This is a genomic window from Pseudomonas sp. Root562 (genome assembly GCF_001427125.1).
GTDB lineage: Bacteria > Pseudomonadota > Gammaproteobacteria > Pseudomonadales > Pseudomonadaceae > Aquipseudomonas.
This window is the reverse complement of sequence record NZ_LMGK01000010.1, coordinates 41516-66499: the sequence shown is the minus strand read 5'-3', so window position 1 is coordinate 66499 and position 24984 is coordinate 41516. Positions and strand designations below refer to the sequence as shown.

Below are 24984 nucleotides of genomic sequence, written 5' to 3'. Positions count from 1 at the left end.
GCCATGAACAAGAATCTCGACGACTACAACCGCATGCGCGATTTTTCGGCGACGTCTGAGCCGGCTGCCGTCAAGCGAGCCGGCCGCAGGAAAGCCAAGGATCATGCGCTGCAATTCTGCATCCAGAAGCATGATGCCTCGCGCCTGCACTACGATTTCCGCCTGGAACTCGACGGCGCGCTGAAGAGCTGGGCGGTGCCCAAAGGGCCGTCACTGGACCCCAAGGTCAAGCGCCTGGCGGTGCATGTCGAAGACCATCCGCTGGACTATGCCACCTTCGAGGGCAGCATCCCCGAAGGCCACTACGGCGCGGGCGATGTGATCGTCTGGGACCGCGGGGTGTGGATTCCCCAGGAAGACCCGGCCAAGGCTTACGCCAAGGGGCGGCTCAAGTTCGAACTGCAAGGCGAGAAGCTCGCAGGTCTGTGGAACCTGGTGCGCACTCACATGCCGGGCAAGCAGGAGCAGTGGTTCTTGATCAAGCATCAGGACGGCGCCGCCAGAGCCGAAAGCGACTACGACGTCGTCGCTGCCGAACCCGATAGCGTACTCAGCGAGCGCACCATCATTACCAAATCAGCCAAACCAGCCAAACCCAAGGCGGTCAAGCGACCAGGCGCCCCGGCACGCAAGGAAAAATCCGCGCCACTCACCGGCGCGCACAAAGCCAAACTGCCCGACCAGATCAAACCGGAACTGGCGACGCTGGTGGAAAAGGCCCCGGGCGGGCAGTGGAGTTATGAGGTCAAGTTCGATGGCTATCGAATCATGGCGCGCATCGACCATGACGACGTCAAACTCTTCACCCGTAACGGCCACGACTGGACGCACAAGTTGCCTGAGCAGGCCAAGGCTTTAGCCGGCCTGGGCTTGGAGTCGGCATGGCTCGATGGCGAAATGGTCGTGGCGGATGATCAGGGCATTCCGGATTTTCAAGCGTTGCAAAACGCCTTCGACGCCGGTCGCAGCGGCAAGATTCTTTATTACCTGTTCGACTTGCCCTACCTCAACGGTGTGGATTTGCGCGAGGTGCCGGTCGAAGAAAGGAGGGCTGCGCTGGCGACAGTGTTGAAGACGAGCAAAGATCCGTTGCTGCGTTTCTCCGATGCCTTCGGCGAAGACCCGGAAGCCTTGCTCAACAGTGCCTGTCAGATGCGCATGGAGGGCTTGATCGGCAAGCGCCTGGGTTCGCCTTACGTGTCCCGGCGCAGCAGCGACTGGATCAAACTCAAGTGCAAACACCGCCAGGAGTTTGTCATCGTTGGTTTCACCGATCCCAAAGGTTCACGCAGTGCCTTCGGTGCGTTGCTGCTGGGGCTGCATGATCGCGACAGCGGCGAGCTGCGCTATGCCGGTAAGGTCGGCACCGGGTTCACCGAGGCCACTCTGGGCAGCATCCATGCACAACTCAAACCTTTGCAAACGAAAAAACCGGCCGTGGTCAATCCACCGAGCGGGGCGGAGTTCAAGGGTGTGCATTGGATGAAGCCGCAACTGTTGGCCGAAGTGGCCTTCGCAGAAATGACCAAGGACGGTTCGGTACGGCATGCAGTGTTCCATGGTCTGCGTGACGATAAGCCTGCCCAAGACATCACTGAGGAGCGTCCGAAAGCCGTGAAAACCACCTCCGCAAAAAAAGCCGCCGCCAAGTCATCTGCAGCGCCGAAGAAAGCTGAAACGGCGCCGTCACAAATCGGCTTGGCTCAGGGCAAAGTGCGTATCACCCATCCGGACCGGGTCATCGATGCCACGAGTGGCACCACCAAAGTGCAACTGGCGCAGTACTACGCCAGTGTCGCCGAATGGATCCTGCCGCAGCTCAAGGACCGCCCGGTGGCGCTGGTACGCGCGCCGGACGGGATTGCCGGTGAACTGTTTTTCCAGAAAAACGCCGAGCGCCTGGCCATCCCCGGCATCACCACCCTGGACCAGAAACTGACGGGCCAGCCGATGATGGTCATCAACAACGCCGAAGCGCTGGTGGGTGCGGTGCAGATGAGCACCGTGGAAATGCACACCTGGAACGCTACCTCGGACAATCTCGACAAACCCGATCGCTTCGTCCTCGACCTTGACCCGGACCCGGCGTTGCCATGGAAACGCATGATCGAGGCCACCCAATTGACCCTGACGGTGCTCGATGAATTGGGGCTCAAGGCCTTTCTCAAGACCAGTGGCGGCAAGGGCATTCACCTGGTGGTGCCGCTGACCCGCAAACTCGGTTGGGATGAGGTCAAGGACTTCAGTCACGCGATCGTCACCCACATGGCCAAAATGCTGCCGGAGCGCTTTTCCGCGGTGTCGGGGCCGAAGAATCGGGTAGGGCGGATCTTCATCGACTACCTGCGAAACGGTCTCGGCGCGACGACCATTTGCGCTTACGCTGCGCGCACCCGCGAAGGCCTGCCGGTGTCGGTGCCGATCTATCGCGAAGAAATCGTACAGCTCAAGGGCGGCAATCAGTGGAACATCCACAACGTGCATGAACGCCTGGAGGAAGTGGGCGACGGGCCTTGGGCGGACATGAAGAAAACCCGGCAAACCATTACTGCCGAAATGCGGCGACGGGTCGGCATGAAAAAAACCTGACGTGCCCGGTTGAAGCTGCCGCAGGCTGCAATCTGTTGATCTGAACAACAAGCTCAACAGTTCTCAGCCTGCGGCAGTTCCTGCACAGACCGGGTATTACTTGTTGATGAACGCCTGGAAATCAGTGCCCAGTTTGTCGATCGCCGCTTTGAAATCCTGCGCGGTGATCTTCTGGCTTTCGTTGGAAAGTTGTTTGCCAAACACCTTGCGCACGACCTTGGCCATGGTCTGGTTGGTTTTGGCGTCTATGAACTCGGCTTCGATAAACAGTTCGGTGTCCTGATCCCGATGACCGGTAGCGGCTTGCGTTGCACCGACGACGGCGGCGATGGGCACGACTTCATACCATTTCATGCCTTCATTGGAAGCGCTCACGCCAGTGATGGCGGCACGCATGACCAGGGTTTTCGAACCGGCCGGTGCTGCGTTCGGGCTGGAAACCACGCGGTATTTCTGTCCCAGTGTGGTTTTCGCCTTTGTGGTCATGTAGTTCTGGATGTCATTGAGCGTTTGCTGATTGACCCGCTCGTTGGGCTTTGGCGCCGGATACAGTTCCAGTCGGTTGAATGCCACGGTGTTATAGGCATCGGGGTTCCACGATGGGCTCACCCAACGCATCGCCGTGCCGCCGCTGGGCGTTTCGACTTCCTGAAGATTGTTGTAGTCGGTCAGGTAACCGGAATACTGCGCCTTGTCGGTGACTTTGGAGGTACAACCTCCGAGCAGGAGCCCGGTCAATGCGACGCCGATCAGCAGGTTTCGGGACAGGTTCATAGTGCAGTGTGCTCCTTGAGTGAAATCGTTTTATCGGGCGCAGAAAGCAGCAACGCCACGTCATTGTTCAGAGCATAGGTGGCTCTTGGCGTAATGCACTGTGAATGTTCGATTACCATCCGACACGCACATCTGCCGTCGTCACGCCCAAGTGTCATAGCCGTTGCCGCAGCGCCTGTGCGTCAGCGTCCGTAGCGTGAGACAAGAGCGTAGGTTTTAAACACGAATTATCCAGAGCGAGTTGCCAATCAAGTGTCGCTGTTTAATGCGTTCACCGATCAACAAACGGAAACCGCGACCGGAGGAATCAGTCGGTTAATTATTCGGTTACGCCTGTATTTCAGTTGCTACGCTTTAAACCTGACCTCATCTGTTCGGGGAGCAAGCGATGTCACTTCAGCTTCAGCGTGTTCGGAGGTTGTTTTTCGGCCTGGTCACCGGATTGCTCGCCGTTCCCTTGCTGGCGGCCGAGCCTGTTGCGGTCGATGCGCCGAAAAATCAGCTGGAACCCAAAGCGCTGGAGATCCTCAAGGCCATGAGCGCCAGATTGGCCGGCGTTCAGGGCATGAGTTTCAAAGCTACCACCACTTATGAGCGCCCCAGTCGTCTGGGGCCACCCCTGGCGTACAACACCGTGGCGCTGGTCAATGTTCAGCGCCCCGATCGCTTGCGTGTTCTGACCTCCGGCGATGGCCCTGCGACCCAGTTCTACTACAACGGCAAGCAAGCCTGGGCCGTTGAACCGAAGGAGAACCTGGTGGCGCAAGCTGACGCACCGCCCACCATCGATGCAACCCTCGAGGCGGCGTATCAGCGGGCGGCTATATATTTTCCCTTCACCGATGTGATCGTTTCCGACCCCTACAAGGATCTGGCCAGGGATATGCGCTTGGCGTTCTATATCGGTCAGTCAACGGTGGTCGGCGATACCGCGACCGATGTGATCGCCTATGCCAACGACGTGGTGTTTGTCCAGGCCTGGATAGGTACGCAAGACAAGTTGCCGCGCATGTTGCGGGCGGTGTTCCGTGATGATCCGACACAATCCCGGCATCAGGTGGCATTCAGTGACTGGAAGCTCGAATCAGCGTTGTCGGCAGATTTCTTCAAACCACAACACATTGAAAATGCGCACCGCATCCAGTTTGCACCGCCTTCCGACTTGCGTGCCCCTGAAGGGGTTAAACAGCCGGTTGCCAAACCCTGAGGGAGGAGTTTCAAACATGCATGGACCCACATTGAAGCTTGCAGGGTTGATGATCGCGCTGCTGAGTTGTGAGCAAGCGTCGGCCTGGTACCATGCTGCCGGTTTTGGACGCTCGTTCGGCGGCGCTGACTCCTGGAGCCATTCAGGGGCGTTTGGTTCGGCTTCAGGCGGTGGTGGCAGCTGGAGCGGTCAAAGCAATCGTGGTGGTTCGGTTTCGGGCGGTGATGGTAGCTGGAGTGGTTCGGGCTATCGCGGTGGTTCGGCTTCCGGTGGTGGCGGTAGCTGGAGCGCCAGTGGCGAAAACGGCGGTAGCGCCTCAGGTGGCGAGGGCTCGTGGCGGGGCACAGGTGCCGAAGGTGGCACGGCTTATGGCGGCGAGGGCGCGTGGCACGCCGAAGGTGAGAATGGCGCCACTGCCAGCGGGTACCGTGCCGATGGCTATGGCACGACGGTCTATCGTCCGCAGACCTATGGCACGAGCTACTACCATCCCCCGACGGCAGTGTATGCCAGCAGCGGTTGTTACTACTGCGGTTACAATGACGGCGTCAATCCTGCTGCGGCAGCGGCCGCCGGGGTCGTGGCCGGTAGCGCGATCGCTGACTCGACTGATCAGAACGTCAATAACAATGCCTGGAGCCAGGGCTACAACGCCGGCATGATGGCGTCCGCTCCCCCCACCATGCCGATGGGTGCGACGTTTGCCAGTCTTCCTTCGGGCTGTGGATTGAGGACAGTGTCTGCGGGCACTTTTTATCAATGCGGCAATTCGTGGGTGCGCCCTGCGTACGGCGCCAACGGTGTTTACTACACCGTGGTCCCCATGCCCTGAACTCACCGAAATCCCGGTGTTACTCAGGCATCGCGCAACAAGTCATTGGCGTTAAGCACTTCATAGGCTATCTCCGGGCGCTTTTCCATGGCGCGGCGAATCGCGGCCGGAATCGATGCGCGGGTCTTGCGGCACAACCCCGGCAGTTCAGCGACGTAAATGCCGATGCCGCGCATGGTGCGCACTTCGTTGAGACTGGGGACGATGTCGACGCGGATGCCCAGTTGTTCGAACATCCGCCGTTGCAGGTGCTCCAGGTCCTGAAGGCTCGAAAGGTTTTCCAGACGTTCGATCAGGCGTTTTTCTTCGGTGCGCGTCAGAAACAGGATGCGCACGTCCGCGCCCGGGGTTTCGAGCAATGGGTCACGCCCGCAATCGCAGGCACCGGGCGGACAGGGTTGGCGGATCGGCGCAGAGGTGGTCATGGGGTTCAATCATAGAGCGCTGCGTTCGGGTTTGCCCATAGGGCTTTCAAGGGTTTTATCGAGTGATTCAGAGCGGATCAGGCGGTTGCTGACAAAACCGAACAGTGTGAAGCCGAGGAGGGTGACCACGCCGCCGAGCATCAGCGCCTGTTCGCCGGAACTGAATAGCGCCAGATAGCTGTAGGCCGACGCCACCCAGGCAACGATGTTGGTGGTCAGCGCCTTGCGCGCCGGCACGCCGCGGGCCTTTTGTATCGCCATCAAGGCGGCCATGGAGAGGATGTACGGCACCAGATTGGTGACCACCGCGAGGTTGACCAGGGTGTCGAATTGATTACTCAGGTTGGGATCAATGGTGAACAGGCCCAGCGCCGTTTGTACCGCCAGCAGGATCAGCATGCCGGCAATCGGCGTGCCTGCCTTGTTGGTCCGCGCGAATATCGGCAGGAAGTAACCGGTGTCCGCCGAGCTCTTGTAGACCTGGGCGATGGTGAATTGCCAACCCAGCAGTGAACCGATGCACGCCAGCACCAGCAGGCCCATGACGATATTGCCGACCGCAGGGGTGAACATTTTGGCGAACACCAGGCCGAACGGTGCGGTGGAGGCGGCCAGCTCAGGATTGTCGATGATGCCGGCGATGACATTAGTGGACAGGATATAAATCACCGCAGCACCGAGGGTTCCGCCGAGCACGGCAATCGGTACGTTCCTCTCGGGGTTCTCCACCGCGTCGGAGTTGGCGCACGCCGATTCCAGGCCCAGAAACGCCCACAATGTTATCGCCACGGATGCCCCGGCCGCTTCGAACCAGCTCTTGTCGTGGGGGTTCCAGCCTGCCACATAAATACTGCTGTCGAACCAAAACCAACCAATGGTCGAGACCAGCAGCACCGGCGCAATTACCCCCCATACCGTGACCGCACCGATCCGCCCGGTAATCCGCGCGCCACCGAAATTGGCGAATGTGGTCATCCATAGCAACGCAATGGTCGCCAGGCCCACTTGCAGCGAGTCAAGGCGCAGGTCGAACAGTTCTTGTATGTAGCCCACCGCAGTGACACTGATCGCGACATTGGCAATCAACAGTGAAAGGCCGTAGGTGTAGTTCGTCAGGTAGTTGCCGGCCTTGCCGAAGGCGTATTCGGCGTATCCGCCCATGCCACCGGTTTTTCGACTGAGCATGCCGCATCGCGCAAAGGCGTAGGCCAGCGCGAGTGAGCCGGTGGCCGTCACCAGCCAGGAAAGAATCGAAATGGCGCCGACTTCCGCGAGTTTCGAGGGGAGCAACACAATCCCCGAGCCCAACATGTTCACCGCAGTCAACATGGTCAGTTGCCCCACACTCATTTTCTTTGCGACTGACATGCGCTGCCTCGTTAGTTGGTCAAAGCAGTGTTAGCTATAGCAAAGTATTGAAATGTCGCAAGAAATGCCCGGCAGCCGATGCGTCTTCAAGGGATATTGCAGAAGAGGCATTATGCTGGCCCCCAGATTGCTCGTCTGTCGCCAGAATCACTTTATTTTCAGTTGGTTAGGTGGAACGCATATGCGCAATGTTTGGGGCGCGCTGATCGCTGTCAGCGTTGCGGGGCTGGCTGTGTCTGCCCAGGCAAGGGAACTGAAACCCAATGATCGTTATATGTGCAGCTGGGGGGCGGGCACGGCGGCCAGAGCGCAGGAACTCAAGTTGTCCGGAGTTTCTCTCTACGCCGCGCGGCAAAAAATCCAGCACTACAAGTTCGACAAATCGTGGATGCGCATGATGGCGATGGGCATTACCGAGCAGACTTACGACAGCCCGACGCGGATCAAGCCGGCGGCGGTGCGGCAGAGTTTTTATGATGATTGTGTGAAGTACAAGTTGGCCAGGAAATGAAGTGCCGAAGCAGGCCTTGGTCGGATTGGCCTACGGGTTGACGCACGCCGACTATATTGAAAGGCCGGGTCCGTCGCAGGTTCAGCATTAATCATGACTGAGAGCCGTCGGGTCTGACGTGCGTTTTTCTGATTCACCTGAAATTGTGCAAACAACCTTTCAATCAGGAGATCATCATGACCCAGCTCGACAAAGTACTGTACACCGCCAAAACCCACACCACTGGCGGCCGGGACGGCGCCTCCCGCAGCTCCGACGGCATTCTGGACGTCAAGCTGTCGTCCCCGGGCACGAACGGCGGCGGCACCAATCCCGAGCAACTGTTCGCCGCCGGTTGGTCGGCGTGTTTCATCGGCGCGATGGGGGTGGCGGCCAAGGAGCTGAAGGTCGCACTGCCCAAGGATGTAGCGGTCGACACCGAAGTCGATCTGGGCACCAATGAAGGCGGTTACCTGTTGCAAGCTCGACTCAATGTCAGCCTGCCGGGACTGGATCGCGAAACTGCGCAGAAGCTGGTCGATACCGGACACAAGTATTGCCCGTACTCAAAAGCCACGCGCAACAATATTAATGTCGAGGTCAAGCTCGTTTGAGTTGAAATAAAAGAGGTCCTGGCGAAGGTTGTTTTAATAGCCGTATTGCCAGGACCTCATCGACGACAATAAGGTAAGTTTAAGTTTGAAAGAAGCTCACCAATCTTTATGATCCCTCTGACTCAGTATTGAGAAGGAAATGCGCAGTTCGCTGCCTCTGTTCGACGTGAGTTGAGTGTGGATCTGGCTCGATAAATAGTATGACTGTTTTAGTTGCTGGGGGCGTAAATGACAATGGCTCGCTATCAGTCGTGTTTTTTTGCTTTCATGACAACTAGTGGATCCAATCAATAATGTCAAAGGTCATGTAATTCAAGCGCCTCAGCTAGAATGGGGCTTGACGAGTAAGTTGGTCGCTTAACGTGGAGCCAGTGGTATTTCCAACTGGCGACCGCTTGTCGGTGGCATGCCTGAAAAATGAACATTTCGCGGCTACGGGCCTCAGACTCTCCAGCATGGCATCATGACATGCTAGCGAAATCGTAAAAAAAAGAAGTGGAAACGCGACCTCAAATGCAGTGATTGCAGATGGGGATTTTTTTATCCTGAATTCAAGAGGTAACAACTAAGCTGACATCAATTTCCTAATCTAATCAATAGGGTTTCAAATAATAAACCTATGGTTTGGTTTTCTTGTATGAGTAAGGTCGCTCAGGGTTATTTAATAAGTCCCCTGAAGTGTACTGTCGAATAAGGTGGAGAAAATACCGTGGCAATAAATACAATCATGAGCCTGATCGAACATAAAGAATTCATGGAGTTTTTGCGGCTGGGCGTTGTGTACGTTCATTTGGTCGCTTGTTGCGTGGCGATCGGTCTAGTGTTGACCAGTGACATTGCAATGGTCAGGGATATGTGGAAACGCAAGGCATTCACTGAACACGATCATGCGCACATGGAAAGTCTGCAGAAGTCTGTGGTTCTGGCATTGATCGGTCTGTGGGTGACAGGCGCTGCCATCATCGGCATCGATTACCTGGGCAAAGGCACGGAATATTTCATGAATCCGAAGCTTCACGCCAAAGTGATTATTGTTTTGCTGCTGACCTACAACGGCATTCTGCTACACCGCCTGGTATTGCCCGCACTGCAGAAGGCCGGCTCCTTGCTCGAGCTCGGGTTCAGCGCCCGAATGATGGCTCTTTTTTGTGGTTCGCTGTCGGCAGTGTCCTGGATGTATGCCGCCATGCTGGGTGTCGGACGACCGCTGGCCTGGAAATACTCTCTCTCCGAACTCTTGATGGCCTACCCGGTGCTGATCGTGCTGGGCTTCTTGACGATGCTGGCGCTGACTGAGCGAGCCAAACGCCCCAATACCCTCATTGCACCGCAGTGGGCGCACTGACCCTGTAAAGCGCAAGCGTATGGCAAGCTGACGCTTAGGTAAAAAAGGTCCTGGCGACGGATTCGGGAGCACCATCGCCAGGACCTGAAAGCGTCCAGTTCACCGGGCAGAGGTGAACCTCAACCTTCCTCGACATTATCAATGTGCTTGAACCGCTCGATCAGAAAGTCGATCAGGCTGCGTACCCGCGCTGACAAATGCAGCTGCTGCGGGTACACCGCATACACATCGGCCCGGGTCGGCGTCTGGTCTTCCAGCACCAGGCGCAAGCGGCCACTGCGCACATAACGGGCGATGTCCCACTCCGCCCGAAGCAGGATGCCATGCCCATCCAGCGCCCAATTCAGCGCTACCTCTCCATCGTTGCAGCCAAGGGCGCCATGCACTTTGATGTTTTCCGTGTGCCCGCCGTTGGTGAAGCTCCAGACGCCATAGGGTGATTCGTTCTGGCGGATGAAAATGCAGTTGTGGTGCTGCAGCTCCGCGAGTTTTTGCGGGGTGCCGTACTTGTCCAGGTACAGCGGCGAGGCACATAGCAAGCGCCGGTTGGAGGCGATCTTGCGCGCGTGGAAAGCGGCATCCGGCAAGGTGCCGAAGCGAATCCCCAGATCGAAGCCGTGGGTGGTCAGGTCCAGCGGGTGGTCGCTGATCTCCAGTTGGATTTCCACTTCGGGATAGCGGGCGTAGAACGCGGCGAGGGCAGGGCCGATATGCCGTCGGCCGAAGCCCAGAGAAGCATTGACCCGAATCAGCCCCTTGGGCGTGGCCCGGCTGCTGCTCACCAACTGTTCGAGCTCGTTGATCTGGGTGAGGATGCGCGCGGCCTGGGAGAAATACAGCTCGCCCTCGGACGTCAGGCTCATCGAGCGGGTGGTGCGGTTGACCAGGCGAATACCCAACCGGGCTTCCAGCGCCGTCAGGCGTTTGCTCACTGCTGGTGGGGTAATACCCAGCTCCCGGGCGGTGGCGGCAAGGCTGCCTTTGTTGGCCAACAGGTAAAAAAACGATAAATCCAGGGTCTGGTTCATTCGTAACTCAAAGTTATTTATGTAGTGATTTTGAGGAACTCACAGCTATTTGTTCACTACATATACTCCGCTCACACCCCGCCTGAACAGCGGGAACAACAAGAAATCGATGAGAGTGGAGTCAACAATGAGCGCATACAAAATTGCTGCAGTACCCGGTGACGGCATTGGAGTGGAAGTGATCGCCGCAGGCGTCGAGGTACTGCAGGCCCTGTCGAAAAAAACCGGCTTCGAACTGGATTTCAAACATTTCGACTGGAACTCCGACAACTACCTGAAGAACGGCTACTACATTCCCGAAGGTGGCCTGGAAGAACTGAAAACCTTCGACGCGATCTTCTTCGGCGCGGTCGGTGCGCTCAACGTGCCGGATCACATTTCCCTGTGGGGCTTGCGCCTGCCGATCTGCCAAGGGTTCGACCAGTACGCCAACGTACGCCCGGCCCGTGTCCTGCCGGGGGTGAAAAGTCCGCTGCATAACGGTGACCAGATTGACTGGGTCGTGGTGCGCGAGAACTCCGAAGGCGAGTACTCCGGCAACGGCGGTCGTGTGCATCGCGGCTTGCCGGAAGAAGTCGCCACCGAAGTGTCGGTGTTCACCCGGGCCGGGGTCGAGCGCATTCACCGCTTCGCTTTCGAACTGGCGCAAAGCCGCCCACGCAAGCACCTGACCATGGTCACCAAGTCCAACGCCCAGCGCCACGGCATGGTGCTGTGGGACGAAATCTTCTATGAAGTGGCCAAGGATTTTCCGGATGTGAAGATCGACAAGGAACTGGTCGACGCCGTGACCACGCGCATGGTGCTCAAGCCATCGACCCTGGACGTGATCGTCGCCACCAACCTGCACGCCGACATCCTCTCCGACCTGGCTGCCGCGCTGTCCGGCAGCCTGGGTATCGCACCGACCGCCAATCTCAACCCGTCACGCAAGTTTCCTTCGATGTTCGAACCGATCCACGGCTCAGCCTTCGACATCACCGGTAAAGGCGTCGCCAACCCGATCGCGACGTTCTGGACCGCCGCCATGATGCTGGAACACCTGGGTGAGGCCGCCGCGGCCAAACACTTGATGTCAGCCATCGAAGCGGTGACCGAAAGCGGTCTGCACACCCCGGACCTCGGCGGCAACGCCACCACCCGCCAGATCACCGACGCGGTACTCGCGCTGATCAACCGCTGATCTTTCCCGGCGATTCAAAGTAGTACTGCGGCACAACGCCAAGGGGCGGATCGGTGGATCCGACCCCTGGGCATTTCCTGACAACAATAAAAAATCAGGGCCCTGTCATGAAAAGAATACTTGGCAAACTCTACGTACAAGTGCTCATCGCGGTGATCCTCGGCGCCATCGTCGGGGTGTTCGTTCCCGAAACCGGAACGGCGCTCAAACCCCTGGGCGATGCGTTCATCAAACTGATCAAAATGCTCCTTGCACCGGTGATCTTCCTGACCGTGGTCACGGGCATCGCCCGCATGGAAAACATGAAGGAACTGGGGCGCGTCGGCTTTCGCGCGTTGCTGTATTTCGAGGTGGTGTCGACGCTGGCACTGGTGGTCGGCCTGGTGGTGGTCGATGTGTTCAAGCCCGGCGCGGGCATGAACATCGATGTCGCGACGCTCGACACCTCCAGTCTGGCCACCTACACCTCGGCGGTGAAACACGCTTCGTTCATGGACTTCGTCATGAACATCATCCCCGACACCATTGTCGACGCCTTCGCCAAGGGCAACGTACTGCAGATCTTGCTCTTTTCGATCCTGCTCGGCATCGCCCTGGCGCATGTCGGGCCGCGCGGCAAAGTCTTTGTCGATACGCTGGACAGCCTGATGCAGGGCATGTTTCGCATCGTCAACATGGTCATGCGCCTGGCACCGATCGGCGCATTTGGTGCAATCGCGTTTACCATCGGCAAGTACGGTTTCGGCTCGCTGTTCTCCTTGGGCAAACTGATGGCCTGCGTGTACCTGACCTGTGCCGTGTTCGTGATCTTTGTTCTCGGCCCGATCTGCCGCTACAGCGGGTTCAGCCTGTGGAAGTTCCTCAAGTTCATCAAGGAAGAACTGTTCACCGTGCTGGGTACCAGCTCTTCGGAATCGGTACTGCCGCAGATGATTTCCAAGATGGAAAAGGCTGGTGTATCAAAACCCGTGGCCGGGATGATCATCCCCTCCGGTCTGACCTTCAACCCGGACGGGCAGGCGATCTATTACACCATCGCCGCGATCTTCATCGCCCAGGCGACCAACACGCCACTGACCCTGACCGACCAATTGATCGTCCTGGCGGTGCTGATGTTCACTTCCAAGGGCTCGGCGGGGGTCACCGGTTCCGGCTTCATCATTCTGGCGGCCACGTTGTCGTCCCTCGGGACCATTCCGGTGGCGGGGATGGTGTTGCTGCTGGGTGTCGACCGTTTCATGTCGGAAGCGCGGGCGATCACCAACACCATAGGTAATGGCGTTGGCACCATGGCGATTGCCAAATGGGTCGGAGCGCTGGACACGGTGAAAATGCACAAGGCCTTGAATGGTGAGGTTGAGGTGGAAAAGCCTGAGGCTGTGTTTGCGCCATCTGCAATGACGACTGAACCGATGTTGCCGAAATTGAAGGAAGCGTCTCGGGTGTAGGCCGGGTCAAGCGGGGTGTCAGGCACCAGCGATGCTGAATGTCGTGACGCCATCGCGGGCAAGCCATGCCCCTACAGGATTAGGGGTATGGTCTGGAACCTGCGCTGTCCACGTCCAGCGCCAAGGGCTAAACTGCGGCGATAACCAAAATAACGACGTGACCTGCCTTGTATGAAAATCCACCCATTACCGCCACTCAACAGTCTGGTCGCGTTTGAAGCGGCGGCGCGTCATTTGAGTTTCACCTTGGCTGCCCATGAGTTGAACGTGACGCAAGGTGCAATCAGTCGACAGGTTCGTTTGCTGGAAGACTATCTGGGCAAGGTTCTGTTCGAGCGGACCACTCGTACGATTCAACTGAGCCCGGCAGCCAGTCAGTACTATGAAACGGTGCGTGCGGCGTTGATGCAGGTGGCGCAGGCCACCGGTGAGATTCGCCATTGGCAGGGCGCCGAACAGGTGACGGTCGCCACCAGTACCGCAATGGCCTCGTTGTGGCTTTTGCCTAAAGTGACCGAGTTTCAGCGGGAGAACGAAGAGATCGATCTGCGGATCATCGCCCATGATCAGGTCAAGGATTTCTCCCGGCTCGATTGCGACCTGGCGCTGTATTACTGCAAGACACCGCCCAGGGACATGCAGGTCACGCCGTTGTTTTCCGAAGAGGTTTACCCGGTTTGCAGCCCGGCCTATCTTGCCAAGCATCCCGCCTTGAATACCCCTGAAGACCTGGCAGCCTGCACCTGGCTGTTTCTCGACGACCCGCAACGGGACTGGATCGGCTGGCCGGAATGGTTCCACAGCCAGGGCCTGAAAAAGGTCGAACCGAAACGCCGGATCAATATCAACAGTTACTCGATGCTGATCCAGTCGGCGATCAGCGGGCAGGGCATAGCGCTGGCCTGGTCCAACCTTGTCGATGATCACCTGCACAGTGGCGCACTCATCCGACCGCTCGATACGGTATTGAGAACCGATGCGCAATTCTGTTTGCTGGAGCCCTTGGCCCGTGGCGGGATGCGCCAGAGCGTTAAACGTTTCCGCAGCTGGTTGTTGAACCAGCTTCCGCCAGCGGAGGACGTCCTGTAACGCCGTCAACGGGGTCGAATTTCAATCTGAATCGCCCGGCATTTCGATGCCGGGCGATTTTTTTTGCCCCGGGAAAATGCTCGCAAGCGTAAAAACATACGCTCGATATTTATGACAATAAGTCATGAATCGCGCCGGAAATATCGTTTGTCGAGACCCACCCTGTTTTCCCAAACTTGCCGCCAGCGGACCCTGGCCAACGAGCCTGCCGATCATTCAATACCGTGCCCAGCAGGGGAGAACAATAATGAGCACCATCCAACAAATTCCTGTGCATCACCTGGAAACCGTCCTCAATCCGATCCACGAAGCGACCGGCCTGAGCAACGAGTTCTACACCGAGCAACGTTACTTCGAACTCGAGCGCGATCAGGTCCTGGGCAAGACCTGGGCCTGCGTTGGTTTCGCCAGCGACCTGGGCAAGGCCGGTTCGGTCAAGCCCATCGACTTCATGGGCTTGCCATTGTTGCTAATGCGTAACCGCGAAGGCCTGGTGCAGGTGTTCCACAACGTGTGCAGTCACCGCGGCATGAAGTTGGTGGAAGAGGCCGGTGAAGTGCAGGGCGTGATTCGCTGCCCTTACCACTCTTGGACTTACGACCTTAACGGCGGGCTGCGCGGAACGCCGCACGTCGGCGGCATCGACCAGCACAAAGACGAGCGCTTCGCCTGTGAAAAACATGGCTTGAAAGCCATCCGCAGCGCGATCTGGATGGACATGGTGTTCATCAACCTGTCCGGCGATGCGCAGCCGCTGGAAGACATGCTGGCGCCGTTGACCCAACGCTGGACCCAGTTTCTCGGTGAAGACGGCATGAGCTTGATGCGCCGTCGCCCGGGCCACGATGCCACCACTCTGGACATCAATTGCAACTGGAAACTGGCGGTCGAGAACTACTGCGAGGCTTATCACTTGCCGTGGGTTCACCCGAGCCTGAACTCCTACTCACGCCTGGAAGACCACTACAACATCATTTTTGACCAACACTTCGCCGGCCAGGGCAGCTACGCCTACAACCTTTCGGACGTCGCCGGTACGCACTTGCCGACATTCCCGGGCTGGCCGCTGGACCGTCTGAAGAATGCCGAGTACGTCGCGTTCTTCCCTAACGTATTGCTCGGCATCCAGGCTGACCATGCCTTCGCCATGCAGCTTGAGCCGGTTGCACCGGGACGCACCATCGAGCACTTGCGCCTGTTCTATGTTGGCGACGAAGCCGCCAGCAGCGACGAGTTCAGTGCCTGCCGCGAGGCGATTCTGGAGTCCTGGAAAGTGGTGTTCGCCGAAGACATCAGCTCGGTCGAAGGCATGCAGAAAGGCCGGCATTCCCCTGGCTACAAGGGCGGCGCGTTCTCACCGGAAATGGACATCCCGACGCATTTCTTCCACCAGTGGGCTGCACGTCAGTTGCTCGCCACCACGCCGTCCGCCTGAGGAGAGGTCCATGTATCCGATCGCCTCTCACTGGCTCAACTATATCGACGGGCAATGGAGCGACAGCGTCCAGCGCCTGACGGTCAACAACCCCGGCACCGCTGAGCCGGTCGCGACTATCGCCCAGGCCACCGTGGCCGATGCCGAGCGTGCGTTGCTGGCCGCTCGCCGCTGCGCCGACAGCGGCGTACTGACTCGCGCTCGTCCGGCGCAACGCGTGACCTGGCTACTGCGCATAGCCGAGGAAATCCGCGCCGTGGCGGACGAGGGCGCCTGGGTGCTGTGCCAGGAAAACGGCAAGCGCCTGAGCGACGCCAAAGACGAGTTCATCGAAGCCGCGCGCTACTTCGAGTATTACGCTGGCATGGCGGACAAGATCGAGGGCACCTCGATCCCGTTGGGCAATGGTTACATGGACTTCACCCTGTACGATCCGATGGGTGTCTCGGCGCAGATCGTGCCGTGGAATTTCCCGGTGTCGATCTGTGCCCGCTCGCTGGCGCCGGCACTGGCGGCGGGCAACGCGGTGGTGATCAAGTCCCCCGAACTTTCGCCACTGGGCATGTGCGTGCTGATCCGCGCCATCGCCAAGGCCGGTTTGCCCGATGGGGCGGTCAACCTGATTTGCGGCCGTGGTCGCGAGGTCGGTTCGTATCTGGTCAGCCATCGTAGTGTCGACCAGATCGTGTTCACTGGCTCCGTGCCAACCGGCCAGTCGATTCTGCGCGACGCCGCACAGCATGCGATTCCGAGCGTCATGGAGTTGGGTGGCAAGTCGGCCGCCATTGCCTTCGCCGATGCCGATCGCGAGCAATTGCTGGCGAGCGTTCAGTCAGGGATTTTCTTCAATGCCGGCCAGGTGTGTTCGGCGATGTCGCGGTTGCTGGTGCAGCGCGAGATTTATGAAGAAGTGGTCGAGGCAGTCGTTGCCATGGCCGAAGGCCTCAGCGTTGGCGTAGGTCAGGATAACGCCGACCTCACGCCGGTCGTCAGCGCCGGGCAACTGGCGGGCATCGAGGCGTTGTGCCGGCGAGCGATGGAAGACGGCGCCGTGGCGGTTACCGGTGGCGAAGCGTTTGCCGACCGAGCCGGACATTTCATGCGCCCGACGGTGTTCCGCGACGTCACTGCCGACATGTGCATCGCCCAGGAGGAAGTGTTCGGGCCAGTGCTGGCGATCATGCCTTTCGACACCGAAGAAGAAGCCATCGCGATTGCCAACGGCACCGAGTTCGGCCTGGTGGCCGGGGTGTTCACCCAGGACATCAGCCGTGCCATGCGCTGCACGCGTCAACTGAAATCCGGCCAGGTGTTCGTCAACGAATGGTACGCCGGCGGCATCGAAACGCCGTTCGGCGGCGTCGGCTTGTCGGGCTTCGGTCGCGAGAAGGGTCAGGAAGCCTTGTACAGCTACGTGCGCACCAAGAACGTAGCGATCCGGATTGTTGGGGAGTGAACGGCATGTTCAAGACTTGGCTTTGCATCGTTTGCGGTCTGATCTACGACGAGGCGCTGGGCTGGCCGGAAGATGGCATCCTTGCCGGCACGCGCTGGGAGGATGTTCCCCAGGATTGGGTCTGCCCCGAATGCCACGTCGGCAAGGCAGACTTCGAGATGCTCGATATCAGTGAACACACGCAGGCGGTCACCGCTGTCAGCGCACCGCCACCAGCGGTGGCGACGCCTGTGGTGGCTGCGGTAACGCGCCAGCCGATCGTCATCATCGGCAGCGGCTATGCCGGTTACGGCCTGGCCCAGGCGCTGCGCAAGGCAGATCCCAAGGTCGAGATCCGCGTGCTGACGCAAGAGTCCGGGCACCTGTACTCGAAACCGGCACTGTCGATCGGTTTGTCCCAGGGCAAAAGCGCCGAGGCGTTGTCCGGTGAATCGCCGCTGGCCATCGAACAGCGTTTGAACATCCGCGTGTACCCGCACTGCAAGGTGCTGGGCATCGACAGTTCGACACGACGCTTGCGCACCAGCTTCGGTGAAATGGCTTACGGCCAGTTGGTGCTTGCCAGCGGTGCGCAACCGATTCGCTTGCCGATCCAGGGCGATAGCTCAGCGCTGATCAGCGTCAATAATTTGCAGGATTACCACGGCTTTCGTGAGCGCCTGACCGGTGTGCGCCGTGTCGCGATCCTGGGGGATGGGTTGATTGGTTGCGAGTTTGCCAATGACTTGGCCCACAACGGTTTCAGCGTTGATGTCATCGGTCTGGGGCGTTGGCCGATGGAGCGTCTGTTGCCGGCCGAGGCCGGGCAGGTGCTGCAAAACGCTTTGAGTGATCTGGGGGTGAAATGGCATCTGCAAAACACCTTGGAAGCCATTGAATCCACGCCTCAAGGTTATCGCCTGCAACTCGCCAATGGCCAAACCCTCGAGGCGGATCTGGTGTTGTCGGCGGTTGGCCTGCGTCCTGACCTGAGCCTGGCAGAGAGTGCCGGTCTGGCGGTTGGACGAGGTATTCAGGTGAATGCTCAGTTGCAAACTTCTGCACCGGGCATCTACGCCTTGGGCGACTGCATCGAGATCGATGGACAACTGCTGCCGTACCTGGCACCGATCAATCAGGGCATTCAGGCGTTGAGCAAGACATTGCTCGGGCAATCCACGGCTGTCGACTACCCGTTGATGCCGGTGACGGTGAAAACGCCGGCCGCACCGCTGTGCCTGTTGGCGCCTGCCATCGCCAGCGAAGGTGAGTGGCGCTGCACGCCGACCGAAGATGGCTTGAGTGCCGGGTTCTACGACGCGGCGGGCAAGCTCAATGGCTTTGTCCTGCTCGGTCGCCAAGCGCAAACGCAACGCAGCGCATTGCTGCAGTCCTGTCAGCATTCTCAGCAGGCTGTAGCCTGAGGCCCGAATCATGAAAAACATCATCAACCTGCCATTCGATGACACGAGCTGCGGCTGGTATTCAGCATTGCCCGAGCAACCGGCGTGCAAGCGTCTATCGGGCGAACAGCGTGCGGATTACGCGGTGATTGGCGCGGGCTTCGCCGGCCTTGCCGCCGCCCGTCGCTTGGCCGAGCATCATCCCCAGGCGCGTATTCTGCTGGTGGATGCGCAACGGGTCGCCCAGGGTGCCTCGGGGCGCAACTCCGGTTTTGTCATCGACTTGCCGCACAAGTTTGCCCTGGAGCATCCGGACCCTGCGCACAAACAGCGTTTGCTGTCGCTCAACCGCGCCGCTATTTCACAGTTGCAAGGCCTGGTGCAAAACCATGGCATCGATTGCCAATGGTCCCATGCCGGCAAGTATCAGGGCGCCGTCGGTGCACGTGGCCTGGCTTATCTCGATCACTTCGAACGCCTGATGAGTGACCTCGGCGAGCCGTTCCGCAGAGCCGATTCCGCCGAATTGGCGAAGGTCCTGGGCACTGGCCATTACAGTGGCGCGATCTACACGCCTGGCTGCTATCTGATGCAACCGGCGGCGCTGGTGACGGGGCTGGCTCGCTCGTTGCCGGGCAACGTCGAGCTGCTCGAAGAGTCGCCCATCCAGCGTCTGGAACGTGACGGCCGTGGCGGCTGGATTCTGCACGGCACGGCGGGGCTGATTCGCACGCCGCAATTGCTCCTGGGCACCAGCATCTTCACCCAGGAGTTCGGTTATCTGCGCAATCGTCTGCTGCCGGTGATGACCTTCGCCAGCTGGACCCGACCGCTGAGCGATGCAGAGCTGGCCATTTATGGCGGCCAGCTGGACTGGGGGCTGACCCCGGCCGATCACGCCGGCACGACGGTGCGCATGACCCAGGATCGTCGGTTGATCATCCGCAACACCTACAAGCACGTGCCCAAGTACGGTCGCAGCACCAGTGATGGCATGCGTTCGAAAGTGCGGGATGCGCACCGCAAGGCATTCCTGGCGCGCTTCCCGCAGCTGGCCGACGTGCCGTTCAGCCATACCTGGGGTGGCGTCTATGCGATCTCGCGCAACTTCACCAACTTCTTCGGTGAGCTGGAGCCGGGTGTTCATGCGTCAGCCTGCGACAACGGTGTCGGTGCCGCGTGGGGCACCATCTCCGGAACGATGCTCGCCGATCTCGCGGTGGGTGCCGACTCGGCACAGTTGAACGATATTCGGGCGGTGACCGGCATGCCGTCGCTCAACCCGCCAGAACCATTCCTTGGCCTGGGCGTTCGCTCGCGCATTCATCTGGCGGCCTGGAACAGCCGGAGCGAGCTATGAGCCAATTGGCCAAAGGCAAAGGTCCGGTGCTGCGCATCGACCATTACGACCTGGACTTCACCTTCCGTGGTGGTCCGCCCGGCGCCGCTTATGTGGCGCGGGCCATCAGCAACGAAGTCTCGCCGAACATCGGCGTGGGCTTCGCCCGCTGGGAAGGCGCGCAGGTCGCCTGGACGGTGCTCTACGACGAAGTGATTTTCGTCATCGAGGGTTGCTTCGAATTGCGCGTCGGCGACGAGCTGTTTCAAGTCACGCCCGGGCAATTGCTATGGATACCCGAAGGCACCGAACTGGTGTACGGCGGGCATGCCTTGTTCGGGTATGTGGTGCATCCCGGCAACTGGAAGCAACTTCACGGCTTGGCTTGAGTTGTAAATTATCCGGGGAGCGGCACGGTGATAAGACTGACAAAAACTTTCGGTGCGCTGTATCTGGCCAGCTTGCTGATGCAGTTGGGATCGACCTTGCTGATGACCTATCTGGCGCTGCGCCTGAATGCCTTGGGGGCGAGCGAAACCGCAGGTGGTGCGTTGATGGCCGCCAATGCCTTGGGCATGGTGTTGGGCGGCTGGGTCGGACGCAGCTTGATCGCACAGGTCGGGCATATTCGAACCTATGCGGCGTGCGCCGGGCTGATTGCAGCGGCGGTATTGGCCCATGAGTTCAGCACGTCCCTGGCGTTCTGGCTGGTGCTGCGCGGGTTGGTCGGGCTGGCCATGATGTGCCAATTGATGGTGCTGGAAAGCTGGCTCAACGATCAGGCGCGCACCGAGCAGCGCGGCAGTGTGCTGGCGCTGTACATGGTCGCCAGTTACGTCGGGATGATGCTCGGCCAACTGGCCTTGAGTCTCGACGAGGGGCTGGGCATCCGCGCTCTGCTGGGTGTGGCGATGGTATTTGCGCTGTGCTCGGTGCCGGTGGCACTTACTCGCAGTGCACATCCCACGGCGGTGCCCGCTGCCTCGATCGACCTGCGGGTGTTCGTGCGGCGTATTCCGCAGTCTCTGATGACGATTCTGGTGTCCGGCATGATCAACGGCAGCTTCTACGGGCTGGCCGCGATCTATGCGAGCAAACAGGGACTGGAAACGGCGCAGGTCGGCCAGTTCATGGCGTTGACCATCGGCGCGGGCTTGCTGGCTCAGTTGCCTTTGGGCTGGCTCTCGGATCGATTGTCCCGTGCGAGTCTGATTCGCGCGGTGGCAGTTTTGCTGGTGCTCGTCTGCCTGCCGCTGGGTTTCAATCAAGCGCCTTCGTTCGTGACACTGCTGTGGTTCGGTTCGGCGATCGGCTTTTTGCAATTCTGCCTGTATCCGCTCGGTGTAGCGTTGGCCAACGACAACATGGAACCGCAGTTGCGCGTTTCACTGTCGGGCATGCTGTTGATCACCTTTGGCGTCGGCGCCTGTTTCGGGCCGCTGATTGCAGGTGTGTTGATGGAATGCTTCGGCACTTCAAGTTTTTACTTTTTCTATGCCGGCAGTGCCGCGCTGCTCGCACTGTGCGTGGGCCAGGCGAAAGTCACGGGCAAGCACCTGCAACAGGACGCGCCGCTTCAACACCCATCGACACCCAACGGCGTTGCCAGCTCTAACCTGGTGTCTTTGGCTGACCCCGTAAGTGAGTGCACGGATCGGCGCTGAATGGAGGAAGGAGGAGCGGTTTTATTGATGCGTTTTTCTCATGAGTCGGTGACTAAAAATGGTTTGAACGAAGGTCAGGTTTCAATCATCTTGGCGATGCTGCCAAAACCGAGTTAGACCGGATTAAATCTGCAGATAAACAGCGTGCTGACGTCAGATATCAGGCGATAGCTATGTTGCGGAATACTCTCTAAAACCCTTAAACAAAAACAAAAGGGGAAAACAATGCGTGCGCAATCAGGCATGTTAAAAGGCTTGAACCCGAATGTGACCGTCGCTTCGATATTGGCGGTGATTTCGTTTGTTCTATTTTGTGCATTCAAGGATGAGCAGGCTGCCAAAGCCTTCGAAATGGCTTCGATATTTATCCTGCATAACTTCAAGTGGTATTACCTCGCCTTGATCAGTGGCGTACTCGGTTTGCTGCTGTACATCTCCGTCAGCCGTTTCGGCAATCTCAAACTGGGCGCTGAACACGACCGGCCCGAGTTCAGTTTCGCGTCATGGATCGCCATGCTGTTCAGTGCGGGAATGGGCATCGGTTTGATCTTCTGGTCCGTCGCCGAACCCATGCTGCATTACGCCGACAACCCGTTTTCCAAGGGTTTGACGGACGAGTCGGCCACCCTGGCGATGCGCATCACGCTGTTCCACTGGGGCCTGCACCCATGGGCGATCTTCTCCATGATCGGTTTGAGCCTGGCGTATTTCGCCTACCGTAAAGGTTTGCCGCTGGCGCTTCGTTCGCTGCTGTATCCGCTGATTGGCGACCGCATCTACGGATGGATCGGTCATGTGGTCGATATCATGGGCGTCGTTATTACGGCCTTCGGTGTTTCTCAATCACTCGGCCTGGGCGTTGTACAGATCAATACCGGTCTGCATCAGGTATTCGGTATTCCGGTAAGTGTTGGTTTGCAGTTATCCATTATTCTGTTTGTGAGTATTGTTGCGTGCATTTCGCTACTGGCCGGTTTGTCCAAAGGCATGAAGCGAATCTCGACACTTAATATGTACTTGTCATTCATTTTGATGCTGGCAGTACTTGCCATTGGTCCGACCCGTTACATTCTCAACTTGATGTTTGAATCCACCGGCGACTATGTACAGAACATTGTTGGCCTGAGTTTCTGGATGGACACGCAGAAAGACAGCGAATGGCAAAACTGGTGGACGGCGTTCTACTGGCCGTGGTGGATGACCTGGGGCCCGTTTGTCGGTCTGTTCATTGCGCGAATTTCCAAAGGCCGGACCATTCGTGAACTGGTGATCGGCGCCCTGGTGGTGCCGACCATGGTGACCATTTTGTGGATGTCGGTGTTCGGTGGCGCAGCGCTGAAAAACGAACAACAGGATCGCCAGGCTTATCAGGCATCCGTTGCCAGCCAGGTGGTGGGTCAGGAACAACCGAAGTTCGAAGGCGGCACAGTGCTGCTCGCGACCAAGAAAGAAACCACGGCGGCGATGTTCACGCTGGTCCAGTCACTGGATGGCCCTACTGTTGGCGCCGTCCTGTCGATACTGGTGTGCGTGTTGCTGGGTGTGCACTTCGTCACCACGGCCGATGCCGGAACCCAAGTGTTGTGCACCTTGTGTGCCTTGGGAAGCACCAACCCGCCGAACTGGATCAGGTTGCTCTGGTGCATTCTGGAAGGGGCGATTGCTGCGGGCCTGCTGCTGGCGGGTGGGCTGAAAGCGATTCAGATGGCGAGTATTGCCGCCGGTTTACCGATTGCGATGTTGCTGCTGGTGATGTCGTACACGCTGATTCACAGCCTGCGTAAGGAAATGCCGAGCGTGCCGGCGTGGACGCCAGCGGTGGATCGCGTTCCAGGCCAGGCGGTTGATCAGGCTGAGCGTCGCGACGCACCGTCGAGTGTACCGTTGACTGCCGCATAAACCTGCTGGGTCGCAGCTGCCGAAAGAACCGAAACCGTCTGCTCAGGCTGACGGTTTCGGTTTTTGTCTCCTGTCGAAAAGCGCGATTCATGCGCAAGGATTTTGTGGGTCTTGCCCAATCCCGGCGGGCGAAATCTGGCGTTCAGCCTCGGGCAATTGGTCGAGGCTTACCGACAACTGAGGCAGGTTGCGTTCGAGCCGACTCAGTAATTCATCCCGTCATCAATCGCGATGCCCTGCGCTCGCATGGCCTTGATCAGTTCGCCGCGGGTGCCGGGCAGGTTGAGCATGGTCTTGGCCCGCAAAGTCGCGACTTCTTCGGCGCTGTACGGCTGGTAATCCTTCGGCACGCTGTTACCGGCCATACCGTCTTCGCGCATCAGCCAGTTGAGCAAGTCGGCCAATTGCGCGTTGTTCAACGCCGATTGCGACATGCCTGGCACACGTACCAGGAATTCGCGGCCACCGGGGACTTTCAGGAAGTTGCCGACAAAGCCCTTCATCCGTGGTGTGTCGTTGGCGGCGGAACCGCTGCCGTCGCCCAGATGGCAGCCGGCGCATTGCAATTGATAATTTACGCCGACGCTGTAGTTGGCTTCGGCGATGGGCTTTTGCAGTTCTTCGTTGCCCGGGGCGTGGCGCTGGTTGGGATTGGGAATGGCCCGGGCATGGACGAGCGGGGTGGTCATGAGGCAGGCCAGGCTAAGGATGAGCAACTTACGCATGACATCTTCCCTACAGGAGAAAACCGAACCTGTAGGCGCCAGGCTTGCCGGCGAAGGCGTCCATGAGAACGCCTTCGCCGGCAAGCCTGGCGCCTACGAAAAAACACACGCAAAGAATGCCGATTGCACGGGCAATCGGCGGAAATTGCGTGCTTAAACGGCGACGCCGCGAATGATCGAAACGGTGCAGTGATAGATGTGCGATTTGGCGGCCAGGCACCAGTTCACGTCGTTGTTGTTGAACGGGCGGTAGGCCGGTTCCTCACTGTCGTTACGGGTGCAGGCGCACTGGGCGCAGCTTTGCTTACCGCAGCAGTCGTTGTACGAAATGATGTAGTCCTTGCCATCGGCCGGGTTGCGGCAGGTGCCGATCCAGGTTACTTGCGAGGCTTCGGTGCCCGGTGGGCAGGACGTCACCGAACCACCGCAGCAGCTGCACAGGAAGCCGTCGATGGAGCAGTAACGCCAGTAATCGCAGCTGTTCGGGTCACCAGGGTCGCCGGCTTTCGGGTCAGTGGCGGCCAGCGCCTTGCTGGTGCGATCCAGTGGCAACAGCAGGGGCAGGGCGGCACCGGCCACCATCAGCGAGCCCATGCGCGCCAGCAATTTGCGGCGTGAGGTGGTGTCGGCAACACGGCGCGTCGAGCGCTCGAACAACAGATCCAGCAGTTTCATGAAGGTCTCCCTGCCTT

At 58.9% G+C, this 24984-nt stretch carries 22 protein-coding genes and 1 pseudogene; 17 read left to right on the top strand and 6 right to left on the bottom strand.

Translation table 11 applies throughout. The features are described 5' to 3' along the window. Positions 1–3: 3 nt before the first annotated feature. A complete protein-coding gene (gene ligD / locus ASD60_RS09665; RefSeq protein WP_056853785.1) occupies positions 4–2589 on the top strand; it encodes a DNA ligase D in 2586 nt (861 codons plus the stop codon). 96 nt (positions 2590–2685) lie between these two features. On the opposite strand, the gene ASD60_RS09660 is transcribed toward ligD, so the two are convergent. Then, positions 2686–3363: a DUF3313 domain-containing protein gene (locus ASD60_RS09660; RefSeq protein ID WP_056853784.1), complete on the bottom strand. Its 678-nt coding sequence runs from the start codon at positions 3361–3363 to the stop codon at positions 2686–2688. Positions 3364–3751: 388 nt separating this feature from the next. Here ASD60_RS09660 and ASD60_RS09655 point away from each other — a divergent pair, with 388 nt between their 5' ends. Beyond that, a complete protein-coding gene (locus tag ASD60_RS09655; RefSeq protein WP_056853783.1) occupies positions 3752–4570 on the top strand; it encodes a DUF2092 domain-containing protein in 819 nt (272 codons plus the stop codon). A gap of 16 nt (positions 4571–4586) precedes the next feature. Continuing rightward, positions 4587–5402 carry a hypothetical protein gene (locus ASD60_RS09650; RefSeq protein ID WP_056853782.1) on the top strand — a complete coding sequence of 272 codons (816 nt, stop codon included), beginning with the start codon at positions 4587–4589 and terminating at the stop codon, positions 5400–5402. A gap of 23 nt (positions 5403–5425) precedes the next feature. Here ASD60_RS09650 and ASD60_RS09645 read toward each other — a convergent pair whose 3' ends face one another. After that, positions 5426–5827, bottom strand: coding sequence for a hypothetical protein (locus tag ASD60_RS09645; protein ID WP_056853781.1), 402 nt, complete (start codon positions 5825–5827; stop codon positions 5426–5428). 9 nt (positions 5828–5836) lie between these two features. Further along, a complete protein-coding gene (potE, locus tag ASD60_RS09640; RefSeq protein ID WP_056853780.1) occupies positions 5837–7195 on the bottom strand; it encodes a putrescine-ornithine antiporter in 1359 nt (452 codons plus the stop codon). A 181-nt stretch (positions 7196–7376) separates the two neighbouring features. Between potE and ASD60_RS09635 the strand changes: the two genes are divergently transcribed. From ASD60_RS09635 to ASD60_RS09625, 3 genes are all read left to right on the top strand, one after another. Next, entirely contained in the window at positions 7377–7706 is a 330-nt protein-coding gene (locus ASD60_RS09635) for a hypothetical protein (protein WP_056853779.1), read from the top strand. 176 nt (positions 7707–7882) lie between these two features. Then, a complete protein-coding gene (locus ASD60_RS09630; protein WP_056853778.1) occupies positions 7883–8299 on the top strand; it encodes an organic hydroperoxide resistance protein in 417 nt (138 codons plus the stop codon). A 709-nt stretch (positions 8300–9008) separates the two neighbouring features. Then, positions 9009–9644 (top strand): hypothetical protein, encoded by a 636-nt coding sequence (locus ASD60_RS09625; RefSeq protein WP_056853777.1) that lies wholly within the window; start codon positions 9009–9011, stop codon positions 9642–9644. A 119-nt stretch (positions 9645–9763) separates the two neighbouring features. Here the strand turns inward: ASD60_RS09625 and ASD60_RS09620 are convergent, their stop codons facing one another. Next, on the bottom strand, positions 9764–10672 hold the full coding sequence (locus ASD60_RS09620) for a LysR family transcriptional regulator (RefSeq protein WP_056853776.1): 909 nt from the start codon (positions 10670–10672) through the stop codon (positions 9764–9766). Between the two features lie 127 nt (positions 10673–10799). Between ASD60_RS09620 and ASD60_RS09615 the strand changes: the two genes are divergently transcribed. The 11 genes and pseudogenes from ASD60_RS09615 to ASD60_RS09570 all read left to right on the top strand — a co-directional run bounded on the left by ASD60_RS09615 (position 10800) and on the right by ASD60_RS09570 (position 23567). Further along, the gene (locus ASD60_RS09615) at positions 10800–11855 is read left to right on the top strand and encodes a tartrate dehydrogenase (RefSeq protein WP_056853775.1); all 1056 of its coding nucleotides are present in this window, start codon (positions 10800–10802) and stop codon (positions 11853–11855) included. 107 nt (positions 11856–11962) lie between these two features. Further along, positions 11963–13303, top strand: coding sequence for a dicarboxylate/amino acid:cation symporter (locus ASD60_RS09610; protein WP_056853774.1), 1341 nt, complete (start codon positions 11963–11965; stop codon positions 13301–13303). A gap of 171 nt (positions 13304–13474) precedes the next feature. After that, on the top strand, positions 13475–14392 hold the full coding sequence (locus tag ASD60_RS09605; RefSeq protein ID WP_056853773.1) for a LysR substrate-binding domain-containing protein: 918 nt from the start codon (positions 13475–13477) through the stop codon (positions 14390–14392). 247 nt (positions 14393–14639) lie between these two features. Further along, a complete protein-coding gene (locus tag ASD60_RS09600; protein ID WP_177336564.1) occupies positions 14640–15827 on the top strand; it encodes an aromatic ring-hydroxylating oxygenase subunit alpha in 1188 nt (395 codons plus the stop codon). A 10-nt stretch (positions 15828–15837) separates the two neighbouring features. Beyond that, positions 15838–17283, top strand: coding sequence for an aldehyde dehydrogenase family protein (locus ASD60_RS09595; protein ID WP_056853772.1), 1446 nt, complete (start codon positions 15838–15840; stop codon positions 17281–17283). Positions 17284–17288: 5 nt separating this feature from the next. Beyond that, a pseudogene (locus ASD60_RS29375) lies at positions 17289–17453 on the top strand (rubredoxin); the annotation flags it as partial. Next, positions 17442–18686, top strand: coding sequence for an FAD-dependent oxidoreductase (locus ASD60_RS09590; RefSeq protein WP_236708435.1), 1245 nt, complete (start codon positions 17442–17444; stop codon positions 18684–18686). The pseudogene ASD60_RS29375 and the gene ASD60_RS09590, both read left to right, overlap by 12 nt. 10 nt (positions 18687–18696) lie before the next feature. Beyond that, entirely contained in the window at positions 18697–20025 is a 1329-nt protein-coding gene (locus ASD60_RS09585; protein ID WP_056853771.1) for an NAD(P)/FAD-dependent oxidoreductase, read from the top strand. Then, positions 20022–20393, top strand: a complete 372-nt coding sequence (locus ASD60_RS09580; protein ID WP_056853770.1) for an ethanolamine utilization protein EutQ — start codon at positions 20022–20024, stop codon at positions 20391–20393. Before ASD60_RS09585 ends, ASD60_RS09580 begins: the two co-directional genes overlap by 4 nt. A 27-nt stretch (positions 20394–20420) precedes the next feature. Continuing rightward, positions 20421–21668, top strand: coding sequence for an MFS transporter (locus ASD60_RS09575; protein ID WP_177336563.1), 1248 nt, complete (start codon positions 20421–20423; stop codon positions 21666–21668). 225 nt (positions 21669–21893) lie between these two features. Then, positions 21894–23567, top strand: coding sequence for a BCCT family transporter (locus tag ASD60_RS09570; protein WP_056853769.1), 1674 nt, complete (start codon positions 21894–21896; stop codon positions 23565–23567). 203 nt (positions 23568–23770) lie between these two features. Here the strand turns inward: ASD60_RS09570 and ASD60_RS09565 are convergent, their stop codons facing one another. Together ASD60_RS09565 and ASD60_RS09560 are read right to left on the bottom strand one after the other, a co-directional pair. Then, complete coding sequence (locus tag ASD60_RS09565; RefSeq protein ID WP_056853768.1) at positions 23771–24292, bottom strand: hypothetical protein; 522 nt, start codon at positions 24290–24292, stop codon at positions 23771–23773. 153 nt (positions 24293–24445) lie between these two features. Continuing rightward, entirely contained in the window at positions 24446–24967 is a 522-nt protein-coding gene (locus ASD60_RS09560; RefSeq protein ID WP_056853767.1) for a methylamine dehydrogenase light chain, read from the bottom strand. Positions 24968–24984 lie beyond the last annotated feature (17 nt).